The organism is Micromonospora echinaurantiaca (genome assembly GCF_900090235.1).
Lineage (GTDB): Bacteria > Actinomycetota > Actinomycetes > Mycobacteriales > Micromonosporaceae > Micromonospora > Micromonospora echinaurantiaca.
Genome location: NZ_LT607750.1, coordinates 2,488,948 through 2,509,450, shown reverse-complemented (window position 1 = coordinate 2,509,450; position 20,503 = coordinate 2,488,948). Strand labels below are relative to the sequence as shown.

General features: G+C 75.3%; 12 protein-coding genes. 7 read left to right on the top strand and 5 right to left on the bottom strand.

Translation table 11 applies throughout. From position 1 onward, the window contains the following. Nucleotides 1–5: 5 nt before the first annotated feature. The 4 genes from GA0070609_RS11465 to GA0070609_RS11450 all read left to right on the top strand — a co-directional run bounded on the left by GA0070609_RS11465 (nucleotide 6) and on the right by GA0070609_RS11450 (nucleotide 10,849). On the top strand, nucleotides 6–3,158 hold the full coding sequence (locus GA0070609_RS11465) for a non-ribosomal peptide synthetase (protein ID WP_172899322.1): 3,153 nt from the start codon (nucleotides 6–8) through the stop codon (nucleotides 3,156–3,158). A gap of 6 nt (nucleotides 3,159–3,164) precedes the next feature. Then, entirely contained in the window at nucleotides 3,165–8,795 is a 5,631-nt protein-coding gene (locus tag GA0070609_RS11460; RefSeq protein ID WP_088993798.1) for a non-ribosomal peptide synthetase/MFS transporter, read from the top strand. A 76-nt stretch (nucleotides 8,796–8,871) separates the two neighbouring features. Beyond that, complete coding sequence (locus GA0070609_RS11455; protein WP_088993797.1) at nucleotides 8,872–10,164, top strand: aminoglycoside phosphotransferase family protein; 1,293 nt, start codon at nucleotides 8,872–8,874, stop codon at nucleotides 10,162–10,164. Between the two features lie 100 nt (nucleotides 10,165–10,264). Further along, nucleotides 10,265–10,849: a pyridoxamine 5'-phosphate oxidase family protein gene (locus GA0070609_RS11450; RefSeq protein ID WP_088993796.1), complete on the top strand. Its 585-nt coding sequence runs from the start codon at nucleotides 10,265–10,267 to the stop codon at nucleotides 10,847–10,849. A gap of 148 nt (nucleotides 10,850–10,997) precedes the next feature. On the opposite strand, the gene GA0070609_RS11445 is transcribed toward GA0070609_RS11450, so the two are convergent. Beyond that, complete coding sequence (locus tag GA0070609_RS11445) at nucleotides 10,998–12,479, bottom strand: peptide MFS transporter (RefSeq protein WP_088993795.1); 1,482 nt, start codon at nucleotides 12,477–12,479, stop codon at nucleotides 10,998–11,000. Nucleotides 12,480–12,698: 219 nt separating this feature from the next. Between GA0070609_RS11445 and GA0070609_RS11440 the strand changes: the two genes are divergently transcribed. Further along, nucleotides 12,699–13,040 (top strand): RNA polymerase-binding protein RbpA, encoded by a 342-nt coding sequence (locus GA0070609_RS11440; protein ID WP_046564157.1) that lies wholly within the window; start codon nucleotides 12,699–12,701, stop codon nucleotides 13,038–13,040. 70 nt (nucleotides 13,041–13,110) lie between these two features. On the opposite strand, the gene GA0070609_RS11435 is transcribed toward GA0070609_RS11440, so the two are convergent. The 4 genes from GA0070609_RS11435 to GA0070609_RS11420 all read right to left on the bottom strand — a co-directional run bounded on the left by GA0070609_RS11435 (nucleotide 13,111) and on the right by GA0070609_RS11420 (nucleotide 17,949). Then, nucleotides 13,111–13,629 (bottom strand): FxsA family protein, encoded by a 519-nt coding sequence (locus GA0070609_RS11435; protein ID WP_088993794.1) that lies wholly within the window; start codon nucleotides 13,627–13,629, stop codon nucleotides 13,111–13,113. 52 nt (nucleotides 13,630–13,681) lie between these two features. Then, nucleotides 13,682–14,491: a polyprenol monophosphomannose synthase gene (locus GA0070609_RS11430; RefSeq protein WP_088997661.1), complete on the bottom strand. Its 810-nt coding sequence runs from the start codon at nucleotides 14,489–14,491 to the stop codon at nucleotides 13,682–13,684. A 44-nt stretch (nucleotides 14,492–14,535) separates the two neighbouring features. Then, complete coding sequence (gene lnt, locus GA0070609_RS11425) at nucleotides 14,536–16,122, bottom strand: apolipoprotein N-acyltransferase (RefSeq protein ID WP_088993793.1); 1,587 nt, start codon at nucleotides 16,120–16,122, stop codon at nucleotides 14,536–14,538. A gap of 246 nt (nucleotides 16,123–16,368) precedes the next feature. Beyond that, nucleotides 16,369–17,949 carry a bifunctional NAD(P)/FAD-dependent oxidoreductase/class I SAM-dependent methyltransferase gene (locus GA0070609_RS11420; RefSeq protein ID WP_088993792.1) on the bottom strand — a complete coding sequence of 527 codons (1,581 nt, stop codon included), beginning with the start codon at nucleotides 17,947–17,949 and terminating at the stop codon, nucleotides 16,369–16,371. 75 nt (nucleotides 17,950–18,024) lie between these two features. Here GA0070609_RS11420 and GA0070609_RS11415 point away from each other — a divergent pair, with 75 nt between their 5' ends. After that, on the top strand, nucleotides 18,025–18,606 hold the full coding sequence (locus GA0070609_RS11415; protein WP_088993791.1) for a helix-turn-helix domain-containing protein: 582 nt from the start codon (nucleotides 18,025–18,027) through the stop codon (nucleotides 18,604–18,606). Nucleotides 18,607–19,120: 514 nt separating this feature from the next. Beyond that, nucleotides 19,121–20,503 (top strand): alkaline phosphatase PhoX, encoded by a 1,383-nt coding sequence (locus GA0070609_RS11410; protein ID WP_088993790.1) that lies wholly within the window; start codon nucleotides 19,121–19,123, stop codon nucleotides 20,501–20,503.

The window sequence follows — 20,503 nt, the reverse complement described above, 5'->3', positions numbered from 1 at the left end:
CGCAGGTGCAGGCCACGTCCGACGAGTACGTCTTCGCCGCGTCCTTCGCCCAGGAGTGGATCTGGCTGGCCAGCCAGCTCGGCGCCGAGGCGTCGGCGTACAACCTGCGGTCGCCGATCCTGCTGCCATCCGGCACCGACGCCGGCGTGCTGCGCGCCGCGCTCACCGAGCTGACCCGCCGGCACGAGCCGCTGCGCACCGCGCTGCGCACCGCCGACGGCACGCTGACCCAGGTCGTGCACGCCGACGTGCCGATCGAACTGGCCGAGACCGACCTGTCCGGGCTGGCCGAGCCGGAACGCTCGGCCCGCTTCGCCGACCTCGTCGCCGCCGACCTGGCCGCCCCGTTCGTGCTGCACCAGGCGCCGCTGTGGCGGGCCCGCCTGGTGCACCTGCCGCAGCGCCCCGCCCTGCTGTTCACCGCGCACCACACAGTCTTCGACGGCAGCTCCCAGCCGATCCTCGAGGCGGAGGTCGAGGAGCTGTGCCAGGCCGCGCTGCACCGGCGGGCGCCCCGCCTGCCCACCCTGGAGATCCAGTACGCGGACTACGCGGTGTGGCAGCGCGACCAGGCCAGCAGCGCCGTCGCCGAGGCCGACCTGGCGTACTGGCGCGACCGGCTCGCCGACGCCCCACCGGTGCACGGGCTGCTGCCGGACCGGCCCCGCACGGCGGCCACCGAACGCCCGGGCGCGGAGGTCACCTTCGACCTGCCCGGGCCGCTGCGCGACACCGTCGCCGAGGTCGGCCGCCGGCACTCGGCCAGCAGCGCCATGGTGCTGCTCGCCGGCTACGCCGCGCTGCTGCACCGGCTCAGCGGCGACCCGCAGGTGTGCGTCGGGCTGCCGGTCGCCGGGCGGAACCGGCCCGAGCTGGCGCCGCTGATCGGCATGTTCGTCAACACGCTGGTGCTGCGCGTCGACCTGACCGGCGACCCGAGCTTCGGCGAGCTGATTGGCCGGGTCCGGGAGACGATGCTGTCGGCCTGGGAACACCAGGACCTGCCGCTGCCCCGGCTCGTCGAGGCGCTCAACCCGCCCCGACTGCCCGGCGTGCAGCCGCTTTACCAGCTCGGCTTCAACCATCTCGGCCAGGTGGGGCTGAGCACCAGCAACGGGGTGGCCCGCGAGGAACTGCTGCTGGAGGTCAGCGACACCGCCGGGCGGCTGGAGTACCGCAGCGACCTGTTCGACGCCGACACCGCGCGGCGGATCGTCGCGCGCTGGCTGACCCTGCTGCGCGGCGGCCTGGCCCGGCCCGACCGGCCGCTGTCCGCCCTGCCGCTGCTGCCCGCCGCCGAACGCGCCCTGCTCGTCACCGGCTGGGCCGCCGGCCCGCCGCCGCCACCGGCCGGCCCCGGGGTGGTCGAGCTGATCCGCGCGCACGCCACCCGCACCCCCGACGCGGTCGCCATCCGCGACGCCGGCCGGTCGCTGACCTACCGGCAGATCGACGACCGCGCCGGCCGGCTGGCCGCCCGGCTGCGGGCCCTCGGCGTCGGCCCCGAGCGGCTGGTCGGGGTGGCGCTGCCCCGCGGCGCCGACGTGGTGGTGGCGATGCTGGCGGTGCTGCGGGCCGGCGCGGCGTACGTGCCCCTGGACCCCGGCTACCCGGCGCAGCGGCTCACCCACCTGGTCACCGACACGGCCGCCACGGTGGTGGTCACCTCCGCCGCGGTCGCCGACGCGCTGCCGGCCGGGGCGTACCGCACGATCCTGACCGACGACCTCGACGGCGGCCCGGACCCGGACGACGCCGCGCCCGCGCCGGTGCACCCGCACGGCCTCGCCTACGTGATCCACACCTCCGGCTCCACCGGCCGGCCCAAGGGCGCGATGATCGAGCACCATTCGCTCGCCGCGCACGCCACCTGGTTCGCCCGGCAGCACGCGCTCACCCCCGCCGACCGGCTGCTGGTGCTCGCCTCCCCCAGCTTCGACCTGTTCGGCCAGGAGGTCTACCCGGCCCTGGTGGCCGGCGCCACCCTGGTGATCGCGCCCGAGCAGGGCGCGCTCGACCCCGACGCGGTGCTCGACACCCTCCGCCGCGAACGGGTCACCCTGCTGTCCTGCGTACCGACGGTGCTGCGGCACCTGGTCGGCCACGCCGGCCTGACCGAGGCGACCGACCTGCGGCAGGTGGTCTGCATCGGCGAGCAGCTCGACGGCGACCTGGCCGCCGACCTCGGGGCGGTGCGCGCCGTGCCGCTGCACAACCTCTACGGGCCGACCGAGACGACCATCGCGGTTTCCGCGCACACGGTGCCCCCGGGCGCCGACCCGGCCGGCGCGGTGCCGATCGGCGTGCCGATGCCCGGCGCGCGGCTGCACGTGCTCGACGAGCGGGGCGACCCGGTCCCGGTGGGCGTGCCGGGGCACCTGCACATCGGCGGCGGCCCGGTCGGCCGCGGCTACCTGCGCCGCCCCGCCGACACCGCGGCCGCGTTCGTGCCCGACCCGTTCGGTCCGCCCGGCGCCCGGCTGTACCGCACCGGCGACCGCTGTCGCTGGCGCTCGGACGGGACGCTGGAGTTCCTGGAGCGGCTCGACCGGCAGGTGAAGGTCAACGGCGCGCGGGTGGAGCTCGGCGAGATCGAGACCGCGCTGCGCGCCCAGCCCGGCGTCGACCAGGCCGCGGTGGCCGTACGCCCCGACGGCCACGGCGGGCACCGGCTGGTCGGCTACCTCACCGGCGACGCCGACCCGGCGCGGCTGCGCGCCGGGCTGCGGGCCGTCCTGCCCGGTCACCTGGTGCCGACCGCCTTCGTCACCCTCGACGCCCTGCCGCTGATGCCCAGCGGCAAGCTCGACGTCGCCGCGCTGCCCGACCCGGCCGACGCCGACGACGCGCCGCCGGCCGTCACCGCCCCGCGCACCGGCGCCGAGGAACTGGTCGCCGCGGCCTGGGCCGAGGTGCTCGGCGTCGCCTCGCTCGGCGTGCACGACAACTTCTTCGACCGGGGCGGGCACTCGCTGCTGGCCAGCCGGGCCGTCGCCCGCATCGGCGCGGTCCTGGACGTGGACGTCCCGGTCTACATGCTCTTCGCCCACCCCACCGTCGCCGAACTGGCCGTCCAGGTCGAACGGCTGCTGGTCGCCCGGCTCGACGCGATCTCCGAGGACGAGGCCGCCGCGCTCCTCGCCACCTACGAAAGGTAGCCCCGCATGTCCGCAGCCCCGGAGTCGGCGGCCCGGGAGGTACCGCTGTCCGCCACCAAGCAGGCCCTGCTGGAGCGGCTCCTGCGCCAACCCGCCGACACCGGCGCGGGCCGGGTCGGCCGCGCTTCCGCGGACGCGCCGCGCAGCCTGTCGTACGCGCAGGAGCGGCTCTGGTTCGCCGACCAGTTCGCCACCGGCTCGACCGCCTACCACGTGCCGGTGGCGGTTTGGCTGGACGGCGAGGTGGACCCGGCCGCGCTGGGCGACGCCCTCGGCGACGTGGCGGCCCGGCAGGAGAGCCTGCGGATGCGCTTCCCCGCCGGCGACGACGGCCAGCCGACGGTGGTCGTCGACCCGCCCGGCCCGGTGCCGCTGTCCCGGGCCACGGTCACCGCCGACGACCCCGACGACGCCCGCCGGCAGGCCGGCCAACTGGCCCGCGAGCACGCCGCCGACCCCTTCGACCTCGGCACCGGCCCGCTGTTCCGGGCCCTGCTCGTCGAGTACGGTCCGCGCCGCTGGCTGCTGTCGGTGCAGGCGCACCACATCGTCAGCGACGGCTGGTCCATCGACGTGCTGGTCGGTGACGTCCTCACCGCCTACCGGGCGCGGCGCGCCGGGGCGGCACCCGACTGGCCGGCGCTGCCGGTCGGCTACGGCGACTACGCCCACTGGCAGCGGCACCGGCCCGGCACCGACCGGGGCCTGGCGTACTGGACCGGGCAGCTGGCCGGGGTGCCCGCCCTGGACCTGCCCACCGACCGGCCACGCCCGCCGACGCAGCGCTTCGACGGCGCCACCCACCGCTTCGAGGTGGACGCCCCGCTCGCCGCCGCCGTCACCGCGCTGGCCCGCCGGCACGACGCCACCGTCTACATGACCCTGCTCGCCGCCTACCAGGTCCTCCTCGCCGGGCACAGCGACCAGCGCGACTTCGCCGTCGGCTCACCGGTCGCCGGGCGGGGCCGCCCGGAGCTGGAGCCGCTGGTCGGCATGTTCGTCAACATGCTGGCGTTGCGGGCCCGGCTGGACCCGGACGAGTCGTTCAGCGCGCTGCTGACCCGCACCCGGCAGCTGGTCCTCGACGGCCTCACCCACCAGGACGTCCAGTTCGAGCACCTGGTGTCCGAACTGGACGTGCCCCGCGACGTCAGCCGGTCCCCGCTGTTCCAGGTCACCTTCGCGCTGCAGAACTACCAGTTCCGCGACCACGGCGCGGCCGGCGCCGGGCCGGCGGTCAGCTGGGAGGTGCTCGACCTGTCGACCACCCGGTTCGACCTGGAACTGCTGGTGGTGCAGACCCGCACCGGCGAGCTGTGGTGCGAGTTCACCTACAACACCGCGCTGTTCGACGCGGTGACGGTGGCCCGGTTCGGCGACCGGTTCACCCGGCTGCTGCGTACCGTGGTCGACCGGGCGGACGACCCGCTGCGCACCGTGGACCTGCTCACCGACGCCGAGCGCGCCGAGGTGCTGGCCGGCTGGGGCGCCCGGGCCGCCCGCTTCCCGGTCCAGCGGACCCTGCACTCGCTGTTCGAGGAGCAGGCGGCCCGCCAGCCCGACGCCGTCGCCCTGGTGTACGACGGCCAGCAGGTCAGCTACGCCGAGTTGGACCGCCGCGCGGACCGCCTCGCCGAGCGGCTGCGTCGCCTCGGGGTCGGCCCGGACACCCTGGTGGCGCTGCACCTGCGGCCCGGCCCAGGCACCGTCACGGCGATCCTCGGCGTGCTCAAGGCCGGCGGCGCGTACGTGCCGCTGAACCTGGCCTACCCGCGGGAGCGGCTGGAGTTCATCCTCGCCGACACCGGCGCGCCGGTGCTGGTCACCGACGCGGCCCCCGGCGATGACCTGCCCGCCCACGCCGGGCGGGTACTGCGGCTGGCCGCCCCGGACGACGACCCGCCCGCGCCCGCCGCCCCGGTGGCCGCCAACCCCCCCGGCCCCGGCGACCTGGCCTACGTCATCTACACCTCCGGCTCGACCGGGCAGCCCAAGGGCGTGCTGGTGGAGCACCGGCAGGTGGTCCGGCTGCTCACCGCCACCGAGGCGCACTTCGACTTCGGCCCGGACGACGTGTGGGCGCTGCTGCACTCGTACGCGTTCGACTTCTCCGTCTGGGAGATGTGGGGGGCGCTGGCCTACGGCGGCCGGCTGGTCGTGGTGCCGCCGGAGGTGATCCGGGACACCGAACGGCTGCTGGACGTGCTGGCCGAGCAGCGGGTGACCGTGCTCAACCAGACCCCGGCGGCGTTCCGCGGCCTGCGGGCCACCCTCACCGAGACCGACCGGTCCTTCGCCGACCTGTCCGTACGCACCATCATCTTCGGCGGCGACGCGCTCTACGTCCGCGAGCTGCGGCACTGGCTCAGCCGCTACGGCGAGGACACCCCGGCGCTGGTCAACATGTACGGCATCACCGAGACCACGGTGCACGTCACCGCGCAGCGGCTGCGCCGCGCCGACGTTCGCCGCCCGGTCGCCTCGCCGATCGGCCGGCCCCTGGCCGACCTGCGCGCCTACGTGCTGGACCGGCACCTCAACCCGGTGCCGGTGGGGGTGCCCGGCGAGCTGTTCGTCGCCGGTGAGGGGCTGGCCCGCGGCTACCTGAACCGGGCCGCGCTGACCGCGCAACGGTTCCTGCCGGAGCCGTTCAGTGGCGAGCCGGGCGCCCGGATGTACCGCACCGGCGACCGGGTGCGCTGGTGCCCGGACGGCACCCTGGAGTACCTGGGCCGGGTCGACCGGCAGGTGAAGGTCCGCGGCTACCGCATCGAGCTGGGCGAGATCGAGGCCACCCTGCAACGCCACCCCGACCTGGGCGGCTGCGCGGTGCTCGCGCAGCCCGACGGCACCGGCGACCGGCGGCTGGTCGCGTACGTGGTGCCGGCCGACGCCGGCCGCCGGCCGACCGCCGGGCAGCTGCGCGAGCACCTGGCCCGCAGCCTCGCCGACTACCTGGTGCCGGCGGCGTTCGTGGTGCTCGACGCGTTGCCGCTGACCCCGAACGGCAAGCTGGACCACCGCGCGCTGCCCGACCCCGACCTGGCCGGGCAGGCCGAGCAGGAGTTCACCGCCCCGGGCACCCCGACCGAGCGGCTGATCGCCGAGGTCTGGACCGACCTGCTGCCGGTCGACCGGGTCAGCATCGACGACGACTTCTTCCTCGTCGGCGGGCACTCGCTGCTGGCCGCGCAGGCGGTCACCCGGATCCGCCGCGGCCTGGAGGCCGCCGGCGCCACCGGCACCATCTCGCTGATGGACCTGTTCCGCTGCCGCACCGTGCGGGAACTGGCCCGGCTGATCGACGAACCGGCCACCGCGGACCGGCCGGCCCGGCTGCTGCACGAACTGACCCGGCCGGTGCCGGACGCCGCGCACGTCCGGTCGCTGGTCTGCGTCCCCTACGGCGGTGGCAGCGCCGCGGTGTACCAGGCGCTGGCCGACGCGATGCCGCCCGGGCACCGGCTCTACTCGGCGGCCATCCACGGCCAGGAAGCCGGCGGCGAGCAGGACACCCTGCCCTTCGGCGAGCTGGTCGACCGGGCCGTCACGGAGATCCTGCGCGACGTCGGCGGGCCGCTGGTGCTCTACGGCCACTGCGGCATCGGCAGCGCGCTGGTGGTCGAGGTGGCCCGCCGCCTGCAGGCCGCCGACCGGCCGGTCGAGGCGGTGTACGTGGGCGGCATCTTCCCGTTCGCCCGCCCCCGGGGCCTGCTGAGCCGGCTGTCCCGGCTGGCCGAGCTGGAACGCTTCCGCAGCAACCGCACCTTCATCAACCGGCTGGTCGGCCGCGGCGTGGACATCGAGGAGCTGGGCCTGGACGAGGCCGACCGGGTGATCCGCAACATGCGCCACGACACCCGCAGCGCCGAGGACTACTACAGCGGCCTGCTGGACAGCCGGATCGACCGGATCGACGCGCCGGTCATCTCGGTGGTCGGCGAGCAGGACCCGGCCACCGACTACTACGCCGAACGGTTCCGCGAATGGGACTTCCTCTCCGACACCTGCGCGCTGGTCGTCCTCGACGAGGGCGGGCACTACTTCAACCGCTACCGGGCCACCGAACTGGCCGAGATCGTCACCCGTACCCACCTGGTGCTGGACGCCGACGACGGCGCGCAGCTGACCCGGCCGGCCCGCGGCGCGGACAGCGACTGGTGGCTGCACGGCGTGCACCGCCGCGGCACGGCCGGGCCGGGCGGGCCCGGTGACGACGGCCCGCCGGCGGACGCGGGCCCGAGCCGCCGCCCGGCCGAGCCGAGCATGGGCCGGTTCCTCGGCGTGGCCGCCGGCCAACTGGTGTCGCTGATCGGGTCGGCGTTCACCCAGTGGGCCATCCCGATCTGGATCTACCTGACCACCGGGTCGGTGGCCCAGCTGGCGCTGTTCGTGACGCTGGCGCTGGTGCCCGGCCTGGTGGTCGCCCCGCTGGCCGGCGCGGTGGTGGACCGGTCCAGCCGGCGGGCCGTGCTGCTCGCCGGGGACGTCGCCGCCTGGGCGGTGCAGATCGCGCTCGGCGTGCTGCTGTGGACCGACACCCTGCAGATCTGGCACATCTACGCGCTGCTGGTCGGGTTGTCGGTGGCCACCGCGTTCCAGCGCCTGGCGTACGTGGCGTCGGTGCCGCAACTGGTGCCCAAGCGGTACCTGCGGCACGCCATCGGCGTGGTGGAGATGGTCAACGGCGTCGGGACGCTGTTCGTGCCGCTGTTCGCCGCCGGCCTGCTGGCCACCGTCGGTCTGGACGGCATCCTGGTGATCGACATCGTCAGCTACGCGGCGGCGGTGCTGGTCGTGGCGCTGGTCCGCTGGCCGGCACGGATGGGCTGGCACCGGCGGGAGACGTTGACCGCCGAGATCGCCAACGGCTTCCGCTACTCGTGGGGGCACCGGCACTTCCGGGCGATGCTGCTGTTCTTCCTGGTGCTCAACATCTTCCTGGCGCCGCCGCTGATCCTGGTCAGCCCGCTGGTGCTGTCCTTCGGCACGCTCACCGACGCGGCCCAGGTGTCGTTCGTCTCCGGGCTGGGCGCGACGGTGGCCGGGCTGACCGTCGCCCTGTGGGGCGGTCCCGCCCGCCGGCCGATGCGCGGGGTGCTGTTGTCCATCCTGGCCATGGCGGTGGCCTGCGTGGTGATCGCGCTGCGTCCGGATCCGCTGCTGGTCGCGGCCGGCACGTTCGGGCTGACCGCCGGACTGACCCTGACCACCGGCATCTACCGGGCGATCGTGCAGGTGAAGATCCCACAGCGCTACCACGGCCGGGCCGCCGCCCTGAACCAGATGATCTCCTGGTCCACCCTGCCGTTGGGCTTCGCGGTGGTGGCGCCCGCCGCGACCGCGCTGTTCGAGCCGATGCTGATGCCGGACGGGCGGCTCGCCGGCAGCGTCGGGCGGCTGATCGGGGTCGGCGAGGGGCGCGGCATCGCGTTCGTCTTCCTGCTCTGCGGCCTGGTCATCGCAGTGTTGGTGGCCGCCGCCGCGCGGATCCGGGCGATCGCCCGGTTCGACACCGACGCCCCGGACGCGGTCGCCGACGACCTGGTCGGCGTGGAGTCGCTGCGCCACCGGCGGGAGCCGGCCGGCGTCCAGCCGGTGGTCCCGTCGCGACCCCGGGCCGGGAGCGCCACATGAGCGAGCGTCAGCGAGCGAACCGGCAACGCAGCGCGGTGGTGCCTCATGGCGGCACGGAACGCAGCGGAGCGCCGGCGTGAGCGCCCCCGCCACGGCGGTCGACATCGACGTGATCGTCACGGCCGGGCCGCGCCGGGTGCTGGGCCGCCGGCGGGACGGCGCGCTGGTCCTGCCCCGGTTGCGACTGACCGCGTCGTGGCCGCCGCCGAGCAGCCAGCTGCCCGGCGCCGTCGCCGCCGAGACGGGGCTGCGGGTGGCGCTGCTCGAACCGCTGGACACCACCCTGTTCGTGGCTGAGCCGGTCGACGGCGAGCCGACCGCCGGCTACGGCTGGCACGACGCGACCGCGTTCGGCGCGGCGTCGGTGCGGCACTGGCTGGACCGGTCCGCGCCGGCGGGCCGCCCGGCCTGGTACCGGCCCGGCTGGTTCGCCGCTGCCACCGGCTGGTTGGACGGGGTGCTGGCCGGGCGGGGCGCCCGCCGCACCGGCCCGGTCAGCCAGATCCGGCACTGGACGACGTCGACGGTGCTGCGCGCCCCGACCACCGACGGGGCGGTGTTCCTCAAGGCGGCCCTGCCGCACCTGGTGGCCGAACCCCGGGTGATCGCCGAACTCGCCCGGAGCTGGCCGCGGGCGGTGCCGCAGGTGCTGGCCCACTCGGCCGAGCACGGCTGGTGGCTCAGCGCCGACTTCGGCGCCCAACCGCCGGCCCGCGACGGCGCGGCCGCCCTGCGCCTGCTGGCCCGCGTCCAGGCCGCCACGGTGGGGCGGACCGGGCCGCTGGAGGCGGCCGGCTGCCCGGTGCTGACCCTGGACGACCTGGCCGACCGGGTGCCGGCGCTGACCCGCCGCGCCGAGGTGTGGGACCGCGCGGGCACCGGCCCGGTCGGGCTGACCGGGGTGGCGATGTGGTTGCAGGACCGCTGCGCCGAACTCGACGACCTCGACCTGCCGCCGAGTCTGACCCACGGCGACCTGCACCCGGACAACGCGGCGGACCGCCCGGACGGCCCGCTGCTGTTCGACTGGAGCTTCGCCCGGATCGCGCACCCGTTGTTCGACCTGGCCGGCTGGTTGCACCAGGTGGCCGAGCCGGAGGCGCGCCGGCAGGTCGACGCCTATCTGGACGGTTGGCGGCAGCTGGCCTCCCTCGGTGAGCTGCGGGAGGCGTGGCGGGTCGCCAAGCCGGTCGCCGCGCTGGTGGAGCTGGTCAAGTTCGTCGACCTGATGGACCGCACCGGTCCCGGTTACGCGTTCGACTACCTGCCGATGGCCGCGGTGTGGGCGCGGCGGATCCTGGACGCGGCGGCCGGGCGGGACGCCCACCTGACCGGCTGGTGCGATCCGCGCCCGGCCCGGCTGGGCTGACCGGCTGACCGGTCGACGGAGCGGTCCGCGGCGCGGCCAGCGGGTGGGACGGCGCCGGGCGGGCGGCCGACCGGGTGCGACGGCGGGAGATGATGCCGGGGTGGGAAAGACGTACGAACGCATCGACGGCCGGCTGCGGACCTTCATCGAGGAGCAGCCGCTGTTCTTCACCGCGACGGCGCCGCTGGCCGGTGACGGCACCATCAACCTGTCGCCGAAGGGGCTGCGCGGCTCCTGGGCGGTCCTCGACGCGCACACGGTGGCCTATCTGGACTTCGCCGGTTCCAACGCCGAGACCATCGCGCACCTGCGGGAGAACGGCCGGATCACGCTGATGTGGTGCGCCTTCCAGGGCCCGCCGAACATCGTCCGGGTGCACGGGCGCGGTGAGCCGGTGTTCCGCGACGACCCGCGCTGGCGGGACCTGGCGGCGCACTTCCCGGACATCGACACCAGCGTGCACGGGCTGCGGGCGATCATCGTGGTGCGCGCCGAACTGATCCGGGACACCTGCGGCTACGCGGTGCCGTTCATGTCCTACGACGCCGACCGGGACCTGCACGCCCGCCGCTTCGCCCGCGAGGACGACGCCTCGCTGAGCGACTACTTCGCCAAGAAGGACCACGTCGCCCGCAGCATCGACGGGTTGCCCGGGCTGCCGCTGCCGCTGCCCCCGACGCCCTGACCCCCGGGCGGCCGGCCGGCCCGCCCGCCGGGCCGGCAGCACGGCGGGCCCGGCTGGGCGTCCGGGCCGGTCGGCGGGGCAGCACGCCGGAGCGGCGTCGGCCGAAACGCTCGCCGCACCCTGCCACGTCCCGGTCCCGGTCGCCGGTTCAGTGGATGCCGGCCATCAGGTCGCGGATCTGCCGGGCGAACATCACCGCGCCCAGGCCGAGCGCCACCGACGCCAGCCCGAAGGTCAGGAAGTACACCGGCTCGGACCAGGTGTCGGCGAGCCGGGCCACCTGCCCGCCGATCGCGTCGCCGACGGCGGTGGCCAGGAACCACAACCCCATCATCTGGCTGGCGTACTTCACCGGCGCCAGTTTGGTGGTGGCGGACAGCCCGACCGGGCTCAGCGACAGCTCACCGGCGACCTGGATGGCGTACACCGCGACCAGCCACCACGGTGAGACCAGGTCGCCACCGACGGCGGCCCGCGCGGCGGCGGCCATCAGCACGAACGACAGGCCGTTGAGCACCAGGCCGACGGCGAACTTCACCGGGGTGGAGACCCGGTGCCCCAGCCGCAGCCAGAGCAGCGCGAACAGCGGCGCCCCGATGATGATCAGGATCGGGTTGACCGACTGCAGCCAGGACGCGGGGAAGGTGAACCCGGCCACGTTCCGGTCGGTGCGCTCGGCGGCGAAGAGGTTCAGCACCGACCCGGCTTGGTCGTAGATCAGCCAGAACGCCGCGGCGAAGACGAACAGCCACACGTACGCCTTCATCCGGCTGCGTTCGGCGACGCTGAGCTCCCGGTCGAGCATGATCCGGGCGAAGTAGCCGATGGTGACCAGCACGGTGACCGCGGCGAGCAGGTTGACCACGGTGTCGACGGTGAACAGCCCGGCCACGGCCAGGACGACCACCACGACCAGCACTGCGGCGGCGGCGAGCCCGACCCGGGTCAACGCCCGGCGGCGGTCCGCGCCGAGCAGCGGGTCGGCCGGCCGGGCGCCGGCCTCGCCGAGGTTGCGCCCGCCCAGCACGTACTGCAGCACGCCGAAGGTCATGCCGACGGCCGCCGCCCCGAAACCCAGATGCCAGTTGATCTTCTCACCGAGGAAGCCGGTGATCAGCGGCGCGATGAACGCACCGAGGTTGATGCCCATGTAGAAGATCGAGAAGCCGGCGTCGCGGCGCGGGGAGTCCCGGTCGTACAGGTCGCCGACCATGGTGGAGATGTTGGGTTTGAGCAGCCCGGTGCCGAACACGATCAGCGTCATCCCGGCGAACACGCTCCACCGCGCCGGCACCGCCATCACGTAGTGGCCGGCCGCGATGACCACCCCGCCCCAGAGCACGCTGCGCCGCGCCCCGATCAGCCGGTCGGCGACCCAGCCGCCGGGCAGCGCCATCAGGTAGACCATCGCGTTGTACGTGCCGTACACGGCGTTGGCGGTGGACTCGGCCAGGCCGAGCCCGTCGTCGGCCAGCTCCGCGGTGAGATACAGCACCAGGATCGCCCGCATGCCGTAGAAGCTGAACCGCTCCCACATCTCGGTGAGGAAGAGCGTGGCCAGGGCCCGCGGATGGCCGAAGAAGGTCCGCCCGGCGGGCGGTCGGTTCGCCACCGGCGCGTCACCAGCCATCGCACCCTCCGCTCTGTTCGGGCGGCTAACATCCCCGTTGGCAGCGAAAACACTCCACCGTTTCCACCCGGCCGGGGACGACCCCGCCGGGCGGCTGTCATGGCCGGCTACCCTTGTTCAGGCTCGACCCGAGCAGCGGCAGCGCCCGGGGCGGGAATGGCCCGGCGGAGACGGACCGTTACACCTGAAGACAGCACCACGAACGAGGGGAAGTCGATCATGGGCGAGCGTATGCTGCGCGGTAGCCGGCTGGGCGCGGTCAGCTACGAGTCCGACCGCAACACGGAGCTCGCGCCGCGGCAGACCCGCGAGTACCTCTGCGCCAAGGGCCACCAGTTCGAGGTGCCGTTCGCCGTCGACGCCGAGGTCCCCACGACCTGGGAGTGCAAGTTCGACGGCAGCGTCGCCCGGCTGGTCGACGGCAGCGAGCCGGAGCAGAAGAAGGCCAAGCCGCCGCGTACCCACTGGGACATGCTGCTGGAGCGGCGCTCCATCGCCGAGCTGGAGGACATCCTCGCCGAGCGGCTGCAGGAGGTCCGCACCCGCCGCGGCCGCGCCTGACCCGCACCGACACCACGGCGCCCCGGGAGAACCCTCCCGGGGCGCCGTCGTTTCTGTACCGGGGCCGGGTTCAGCGGCCCGGTTCGACGATCTCTCCCTCGATGGCGCGGCCGCCGTCGACCACCGTCGGCTGCTCCGCCGGCCGCGGCTGCGGCTGCGGCGCGCCCCGGCGCACCCGCACCCGGCGGGGCCCGAACAGGTCACCGGCGACCATCGACGACACTCGGCGCTCGGCGGCACGTTGCACCCCGGCGCGGGCCAGCCGCCGCACCGGCGGCGCCAGCAGCAGCAGCCCGACCACCCCGCTGACCAGGCCCGGGGTGGCCAGCAGCAGGGCGCCGCCCAGCCCCACCAGCCCGTCGGTGACCTGCCGACCCGGAGGCTGCCCGGCCTGCGCGGAGGCCCGGAACCCCCGCCACGCCCGCATCCCCTCCCGGCGCAACAACACCAGCCCCACCAGCGACACCGCGAACACCGCCAGCACCGCGGTGCCGAACCCGACGGCCCGCCCGAGCAGCACGAAAACCGCCAGCTCCAGCACCACCGCCAGCAGCAGGGCCAACGGTACGAACCTCAGTCCCCGGCGCATGTCACCCCATCCCGTCCGCACGACCCGCCCGTCCAGCATGACACGGCCACGCTCAGGGCCACCGCACCTGACCGGTCGGGGTGCCGTACAGGCCACGCCGCACCGCCAGCCGGCGGTCCTGCACCGCCCAGCCGGTGATCCGCCACAGCGCCTCGGCCACGATCAACGGGCTCATCTTGCTGCTGCCGCGCTCCCGCTCGGCGAAGGTGATCGGCACCTCGACGATCCGCGCCCCGGCCCGGTGCGCCAGCCGGGACAACTCCACCTGGAACGAGTACCCCTGCGAGCAGACCGACGCCAGGTCCAGCCGGCGCAGCGCGTCGAGCCGGTACACCCGGTAGCCGCCGGTGGCGTCGGAGACCGGCATGCCCAACGCCAGCCGCGCGTACAGGTTGCCGCAGCGCGACAGCAGCAGCCGCCGCAGCGGCCAGTTCACCACCCGCCCCCCACGGGTCCACCGCGACCCGATCACCACGTCCGCGTCCCGGGCGGCCGCCAGCAGCGCCGGCAGGTCCTCGGGGGCGTGCGAGCCGTCGGCGTCCATCTCCACCACCGCGTCGAAGCCGCGCCGCCGGGCCCAGTCGAAGCCGGCCAGGTAGGCCGCGCCGAGGCCGCGCTTGCCGTCGCGGTGCAGCACGTGCACCCGCGGGTCGGCGCCGGCGAGGGCGGCGGCGATGGCGCCGGTGCCGTCGGGGCTGTTGTCGTCGGCGACGAGGACCTCCACCTCGGGCGCGACCCGACGCACCCGAGCCACGATCCGGGTGACGTTCTCGGCCTCGTTGAAGGTCGGGATCACCACCAGCACCCGCCCCAGCCCGGGCGCACCCGGGCCCGACCGTCGGACGTCGGTCGCCTCGCCCACCACCGCACTGTCACCCCCTTCCGCCGCCCGGGGCCGGCTGGCCGCTACCCGACGCGCCGCCGGCGCAGCACCGCCGCGCCGGCCAGGGCCGCCACCGCCAGGGCGGTCAGCGCCGCCTCCGGCCACAGCCCGACCCGGGTGGCCAGGGTCCGCCCGTCGGCGAGGGTCAGCTGCCGGACCACGACGGCGCGGGTGTTGAACCCGGTGGCGTCGCTTACCCGCCCGTACGGGGAGACGAACCCGGACACTCCGACCGTGGAGGCCATCAACGCCGGCCGGCCGTGCTCCACGGCGCGCAGCCGCACCATGGCCAGCTGCTGGCGGGCCTCGGCGACGTCGAAGGTGGCGTTGTTGGTCTGCACCACCAGCAGCTGAGCGCCGCCGGTGACGGTGTCGCGGACCACCTCGTCGTAGGCGACCTCGAAGCAGATCACGTCGCCGAGCACCGTCGGCCCGGCGCGCAGCACGCCCGGCTCGCTGCCCGGCACGAAGTCGTTGCGGACCCGGTCGACCTGCTTGCTGACCATCCGGGCGAGGTCGCGCAGTGGCACGTACTCGGCGAACGGCACCGGGTGCCGCTTGGTGTAGAGCTGCTCCAGGTCGGGGCCGGCACCGGGGCGCCACAGGATGCCGGCGTTGCGGACCTGCCCGGGCTGCGGGCCGAGCAGCACCGCGCCGACCAGGATCGGCGCCCGGATCGCGTCGGCGGCCGCGGAGATCCGCGCTCCGGCGGCGGGGTTGCGCAGCGGGTCGATGTCGCTGGAGTTTTCCGGCCACACCACCAGGTCCGGTTGCCGCTGCTGGCCGTCGGCCACCCGGGCGGCCAGTTCGATGGTGGCGTCGACGTGGTTGTTCAGCACCGCCTGCCGCTGGGCGTTGAAGTCCAGCCCGAGCCGGGGCACGTTGCCCTGCACGATCGCCACCGTGACGGCGGGTCCGCCGCCGGCCGCGCCGACCGGCACCAGCAGCCCGGCGGCGACCACGGCGACCGCGCCGGCGGTCAGCGCGGCGGCCGGCGCCCACCACCGCCGCACGTCGGGGCGCCGCCACGCCGCGGCCACCAGCAGCCCACCGGCCAGCGCCACCGCGAACGTCACCAGCGGCGCCCCGCCCAACGCGGCCAGCCGCAGCAGCGGCGAGGTGTCCTGGCTGAACGCCAGCCGTCCCCACGGGAACCCGCCGAACGGGGTGCGGTCCCGCAGCGCCTCCTGCCCCACCCAGAGCAGGCCGGTCAGCGCCGGCCACGCCCACCGCCACCGGTCGGCCAGCGGGGACACCCACGCCGTGGCGGCGCCGAGCAGCGCCAGGTAGCCGGCCTGCAGCAGGGACAGCAGCACCCACGGCAGGTAGCCGGTGTGCAGGTTCGTCCAGGACAGCAGCGGCGCGAACAGCGCCACCCCGGTGAGGAAGCCCAGGCCGGCGCCGGCGCGCAGCCGCCGCCGGTGCGCCACGGCGGCCAGCAGCGCCACCCCGACCGGCGCCAGCGGCCACACCCCGTACGGGGGGAACGCCAGCAGCAGCGCCACACCGGCGGCGATCGCCAGCGGCGCGGCCACCCGCAGCGGCAGCGGGCGGGCCGCGGCGGCCGGCCGGGCGGCCGGCTCGGCGTGCGTGGAGTCCAGGGTCGTCACCGGCGCCTCATCTCGATCACGGTGCTGAAGGCTACCCGCCCGACGCCGCGTTTCCGCGCCCGGCGACCGGGCGGGTGAGGCAGCACCCGCACCCCACCCGCCGTCCCAGGGTCCGGGCCGGCCGGCGGCGTCCGGTCCCGCCGCCGGGCCGGAACCGGACACCAGGGCGGCGACGGAGCGGGCTCGGACGCCAGGGCGGCGACGGGGCGGACCGGATCCCGGAGCCGGGGCCGGTCGCCGCCGGGGTCAGCGCCGACGGGCGACCAGGACGGCGTCGTGGATGGTGATCTCCCGCCCCTCCGGGTTCACCATCGTCCGGGGCCGCGTCTCGGCGGCCAGCACCTGCCAGCGGGCCGGGTCCAGCGCCGCCACCACCTCCTCGGCGGTGAACATCATCTCCGGGAAGTGCAGGCGGTGGGCGCTGGCGCGCAGGTCCGACGGGTGGTGCCCGACGATGAGCAGGGTGCCGCCGGGGGCCACCGCGGCGGCCAGCCGGGCGAACATCTCCTGCCGCTGCTCCGGCGGCAGCTGCATGAACTGCGCCGACACCAGGTCGTAGGAGTCCGCGGCGGGCGGCTTCGCCAGCAGGTCGGCGTGCACCCACTCGATCCGCCCGGCGACGGCCGCCCCGGCGGTGTCGGCGTGCCCGGCGGCCCGCTCCAGCGCGGTGGCGGAGATGTCCACCGCGGTCACCTGCCACCCCCGCCCGGCCAGCCAGACCGCGTCGGCGCCCTCGCCGGCGCCGACGTCCAGCGCCCGCCCCGGCGGCAGCTGCGTCGCCTCGGCGATCAGCTGCGGGTTGGGTCGCCCGCTCCACACCGCCGGCCGGGACCGGTAGCGCTCCTCCCAGGCGGCCTCGGTGAACATGGTTTCCCGCCGGTGCCGGTAGTCGGCCACCGCGGCGCGGGTGTCCTCGGCGACCAGGTCGGCGTTGATCGCCGCGCCGGCGGTCAGGCCGGCCCCCGCCGAGGTGATCACCTGGGCGCGTACGTCGGCGACGTTGCCGGCCACCCACACCCCCGGCACCGCGGTGGCGCCGTTGGCGTCGGCGGGGATCTGGCTGCCGAACACGTGCCCGCCCATCTCCACCTCGACCGGCTCCAGGCCCAGCGAGGTCAGCAGCCCGGCGCGGGCGGTGAACCGCGGCGCGACCACCAGCGCGTCCAGCTCGACCAGCTCACCGGAGGCCAACCGCACCCCGGTCAGCGCGTCCCCGGTCACCTCCAGCCCGGCGACCGGCCCGTCCACCACCGGGATGGCCCGCGCGGCCAGCTGCTCGGTCTCCTCGGCCCCGGGCGCCGCCGCGCCGTGCAGCACGAGCAGCACGTGCTCGCTCCACTGCCGCCACAGCTGCGCCTGGTGCACCCCGAACGGCCCGGTGGCCAGCACCCCGATCCGCCGGTCGCGGACCTCCCAGCCGTGGCAGTACGGGCAGTGCAGCACGTCCCGGCCCCACCGCTGCGCCAGCCCCGGCACCTCGGGCAGCTCGTCGACCAGCCCGGTGGCGACCAGCAGCCGCCGCGCCCGCACCGTACGCCCGTCGTCGAGGGTGACGGTGAACTCCGCCCCGTCGCGGGCGGCGGACAGCACCCGGCCGGACACGATCCGCCCGCCGTACCCGGTGACCTCCGCCCGGCCCGCCGCCAGCAGCTCACCCGGGGCGGTGCCGTCGCGGCCCAGGTAGTTGTGCATGTGCTCGGCGGGCGCGTTGCGTGGCTCACCGGCGTCGACCACCAGCACCGAGCGGCGGGCCCGGCCCAGCGCCAGCGCCCCGGCCAGCCCGGCGGCGCCGCCGCCGACCACCACCACGTCGTACCTGTCGTCCATCTGCTCCCCCTCGTCGCCTCGTGCGGGTCACCACGCTCCACCGGCGTCGCGGATTCGACAAGTAACGTTGCTGTTATGGCAAACGACGAGGCGGCGGTGCTGGCGGCGGTGGGGCCCCGGCTGCGGGCCCTGCGCAAGCAGCGTGGCACGACCCTGACCGATCTGGCAGCGACCACCGGCATCTCGGTGAGCACCCTGTCCCGGCTGGAGTCGGGGCAACGCCGGCCCACCCTGGAACTGCTGCTGCCGCTGGCCCGCGCCCACCAGGTGCCGCTGGACGAGCTGGTCGGCGCGCCGGAGACCGGCGACCCCCGGGTGCACGCCCGCCCCATCGTCCGGCACGGGGTGACGTTCGTGCCGCTGACCCGCCGCCCGGGCGGTCTGCAGGCGTTCAAGCAGATCCTGCCCCCCAACGCCCCCGCCGAACCCGAACAGCAGACCCACGAGGGCTACGAGTGGCTGTACGTGCTCTCCGGCCGGGTGCGGCTGCTGCTCGGCGAGCACGACCTGATCCTCCAGCCGGGCGAGGTCGCCGAGTTCGACACCCGGGTGCCGCACTGCGTGCTCAACCCCGGGCCCGAGCCCACCGAACTGCTCACCCTGTTCGGGCCGCAGGGTGAACGGCTGCACGTGCGCGCCCGCCCCACGAAGCGCTGACCGGGACACGAAATCGGGGCGCGGCTCACGCCGCGCCCCGATGCTCCCAGGCCCTTCCCGGCCGGTGGGGCGAGGATGTGGCACGCCGACCTTCGGACCGACCGGACGCGGACTGGCTGCCCCCGCCGGGCCGTTGTCTACTGGCCGTGCACCTCACCCTGCCCGTACACCGGTAACCGCGGCCGGTTCGCGCCGCCCCGCCGACCCCCGCCCGCTGGACCTGGCCGCCGCGACCGAAGCAGGTCGCTCGGCCAGCGGACGAAGGGACGAAGCGAACAGCAGCCGCTTCCCGTGGTAGGACTCAAAGACGGTACGTGCTGCCCCCCGGGCGCTGTCAACCCACCCCCGGCCTGTCGTGTGTCGCGCTTCGGCGTGTCGCGCCGGGCGTCCTCAGTCGACGGCACGGCGCCGGCGGCGACGTCCGTTCAGCGCAGATTCATGTCGCAGCGGGTGACGGCCGGCACCGGCCGCTCCTAGCGTCGGTGCGACCACGTGTGGAACCCAGGAGGTAACCGTGACCGCAGTCCCCCGTTCCGGCCTGGACCGGCGCAACGTGCTCCGCGGCGGAGTCACCGCCGCGGCGCTGGCCGCGCTCGGCCCGCTCGACGCTCTCGGCGCCCGTACCGCCGGCGCCGCCCCGATGGCGAAACTGCCCGCCAGCCCGGACTACGGGCCGCTGTACCCGGTGAAGGACCACAGCACCGGGCTGGAGCTGCTGCGCTTGCCCCGCGGCTTCGAGTACCTCAGCTACGGCTGGACCGGCGACCCGATGTCCGACGGCATCCCCACCCCGGGCGCGCACGACGGCATGGCCGCCTTCCGCCGCCCCGACGGCCGGATCTCCCTGGTCCGCAACCACGAACGCGGCGGCTACACCGGCGCCTTCACCACCCCCGCCTACAACCCGGCGGCCACCGGCGGCACCACCACCGTCGTGTTCGACCCCGACGCGGGCGAGTTCACCGGCTCCTGGGCGAGCCTGGGCGGCACCATCCGCAACTGCGCTGGCGGCCCGACCCCCTGGGGCACCTGGCTCACCTGTGAGGAGACCACCGAGATCGGGCCCGACGGCACCCGCCACGGCTACGTCTTCGAAGTCCCGCACACCGGCAAGGGCGACCCCCGCCCGCTCAAGCAGATGGGCCGGTTCAGCCACGAGGCCGTGGCCGTCGACCCGCGCACCGGCATCGTCTACCTCACCGAGGACGCCACCCCCTCCGGCCTGTACCGGTACCTGCCGCACACCCCGGGCGAGCTGTCCACCGGCGGGGTGCTGCAGATGCTGGTCGTCCCCACCGCCGACGGCTCGTCCTACTCCACCTACGGCGACGGCACGGGCGTCGAGTACCGGGACCTGACCTGGGTGGACATCCCCAACCCGGACTACGCCCCCGGCGAAACCCGCCCCGCCCTGCAGGGCGCGGCCCTCGGCGCCGCGGTGTTCCGCCGCCTGGAGGGCGCCTGGTACGGCAACGAGCGGATCTACATCGTCTCCACCAGCGGCGGCCCCGCCGGTCAGGGACAGGTCTTCGAGTACGACCCGGCCGCCGAGCGGATGCGGGTGCTGTTCGCCTCCCCCGACGCGGCGGTGCTGAACAACCCCGACAACATCTGCGTCAGCCCCCGCGGCGGCATCGTGCTGTGCGAGGACGGTGACTCCGGCGAGTACCTGCACGGCCTCACCACCGACGGGGTGATCTTCCCGTTCGCCCTGAACCAGGTGGTGATTCCCGCCGGCGGGGTGCCCGGCAAGACCGTCGCCGCCGGCAACTACTCCGGCTCGGAGTGGTGCGGGTCGACGTTCGAACCGAAGAACGGCAACTGGCTGTTCGTCAACGCCCAGAGCCCCGGCATCACGTTCGCCATCACCGGGCCGTGGCGCACCGGATCGCTGTGA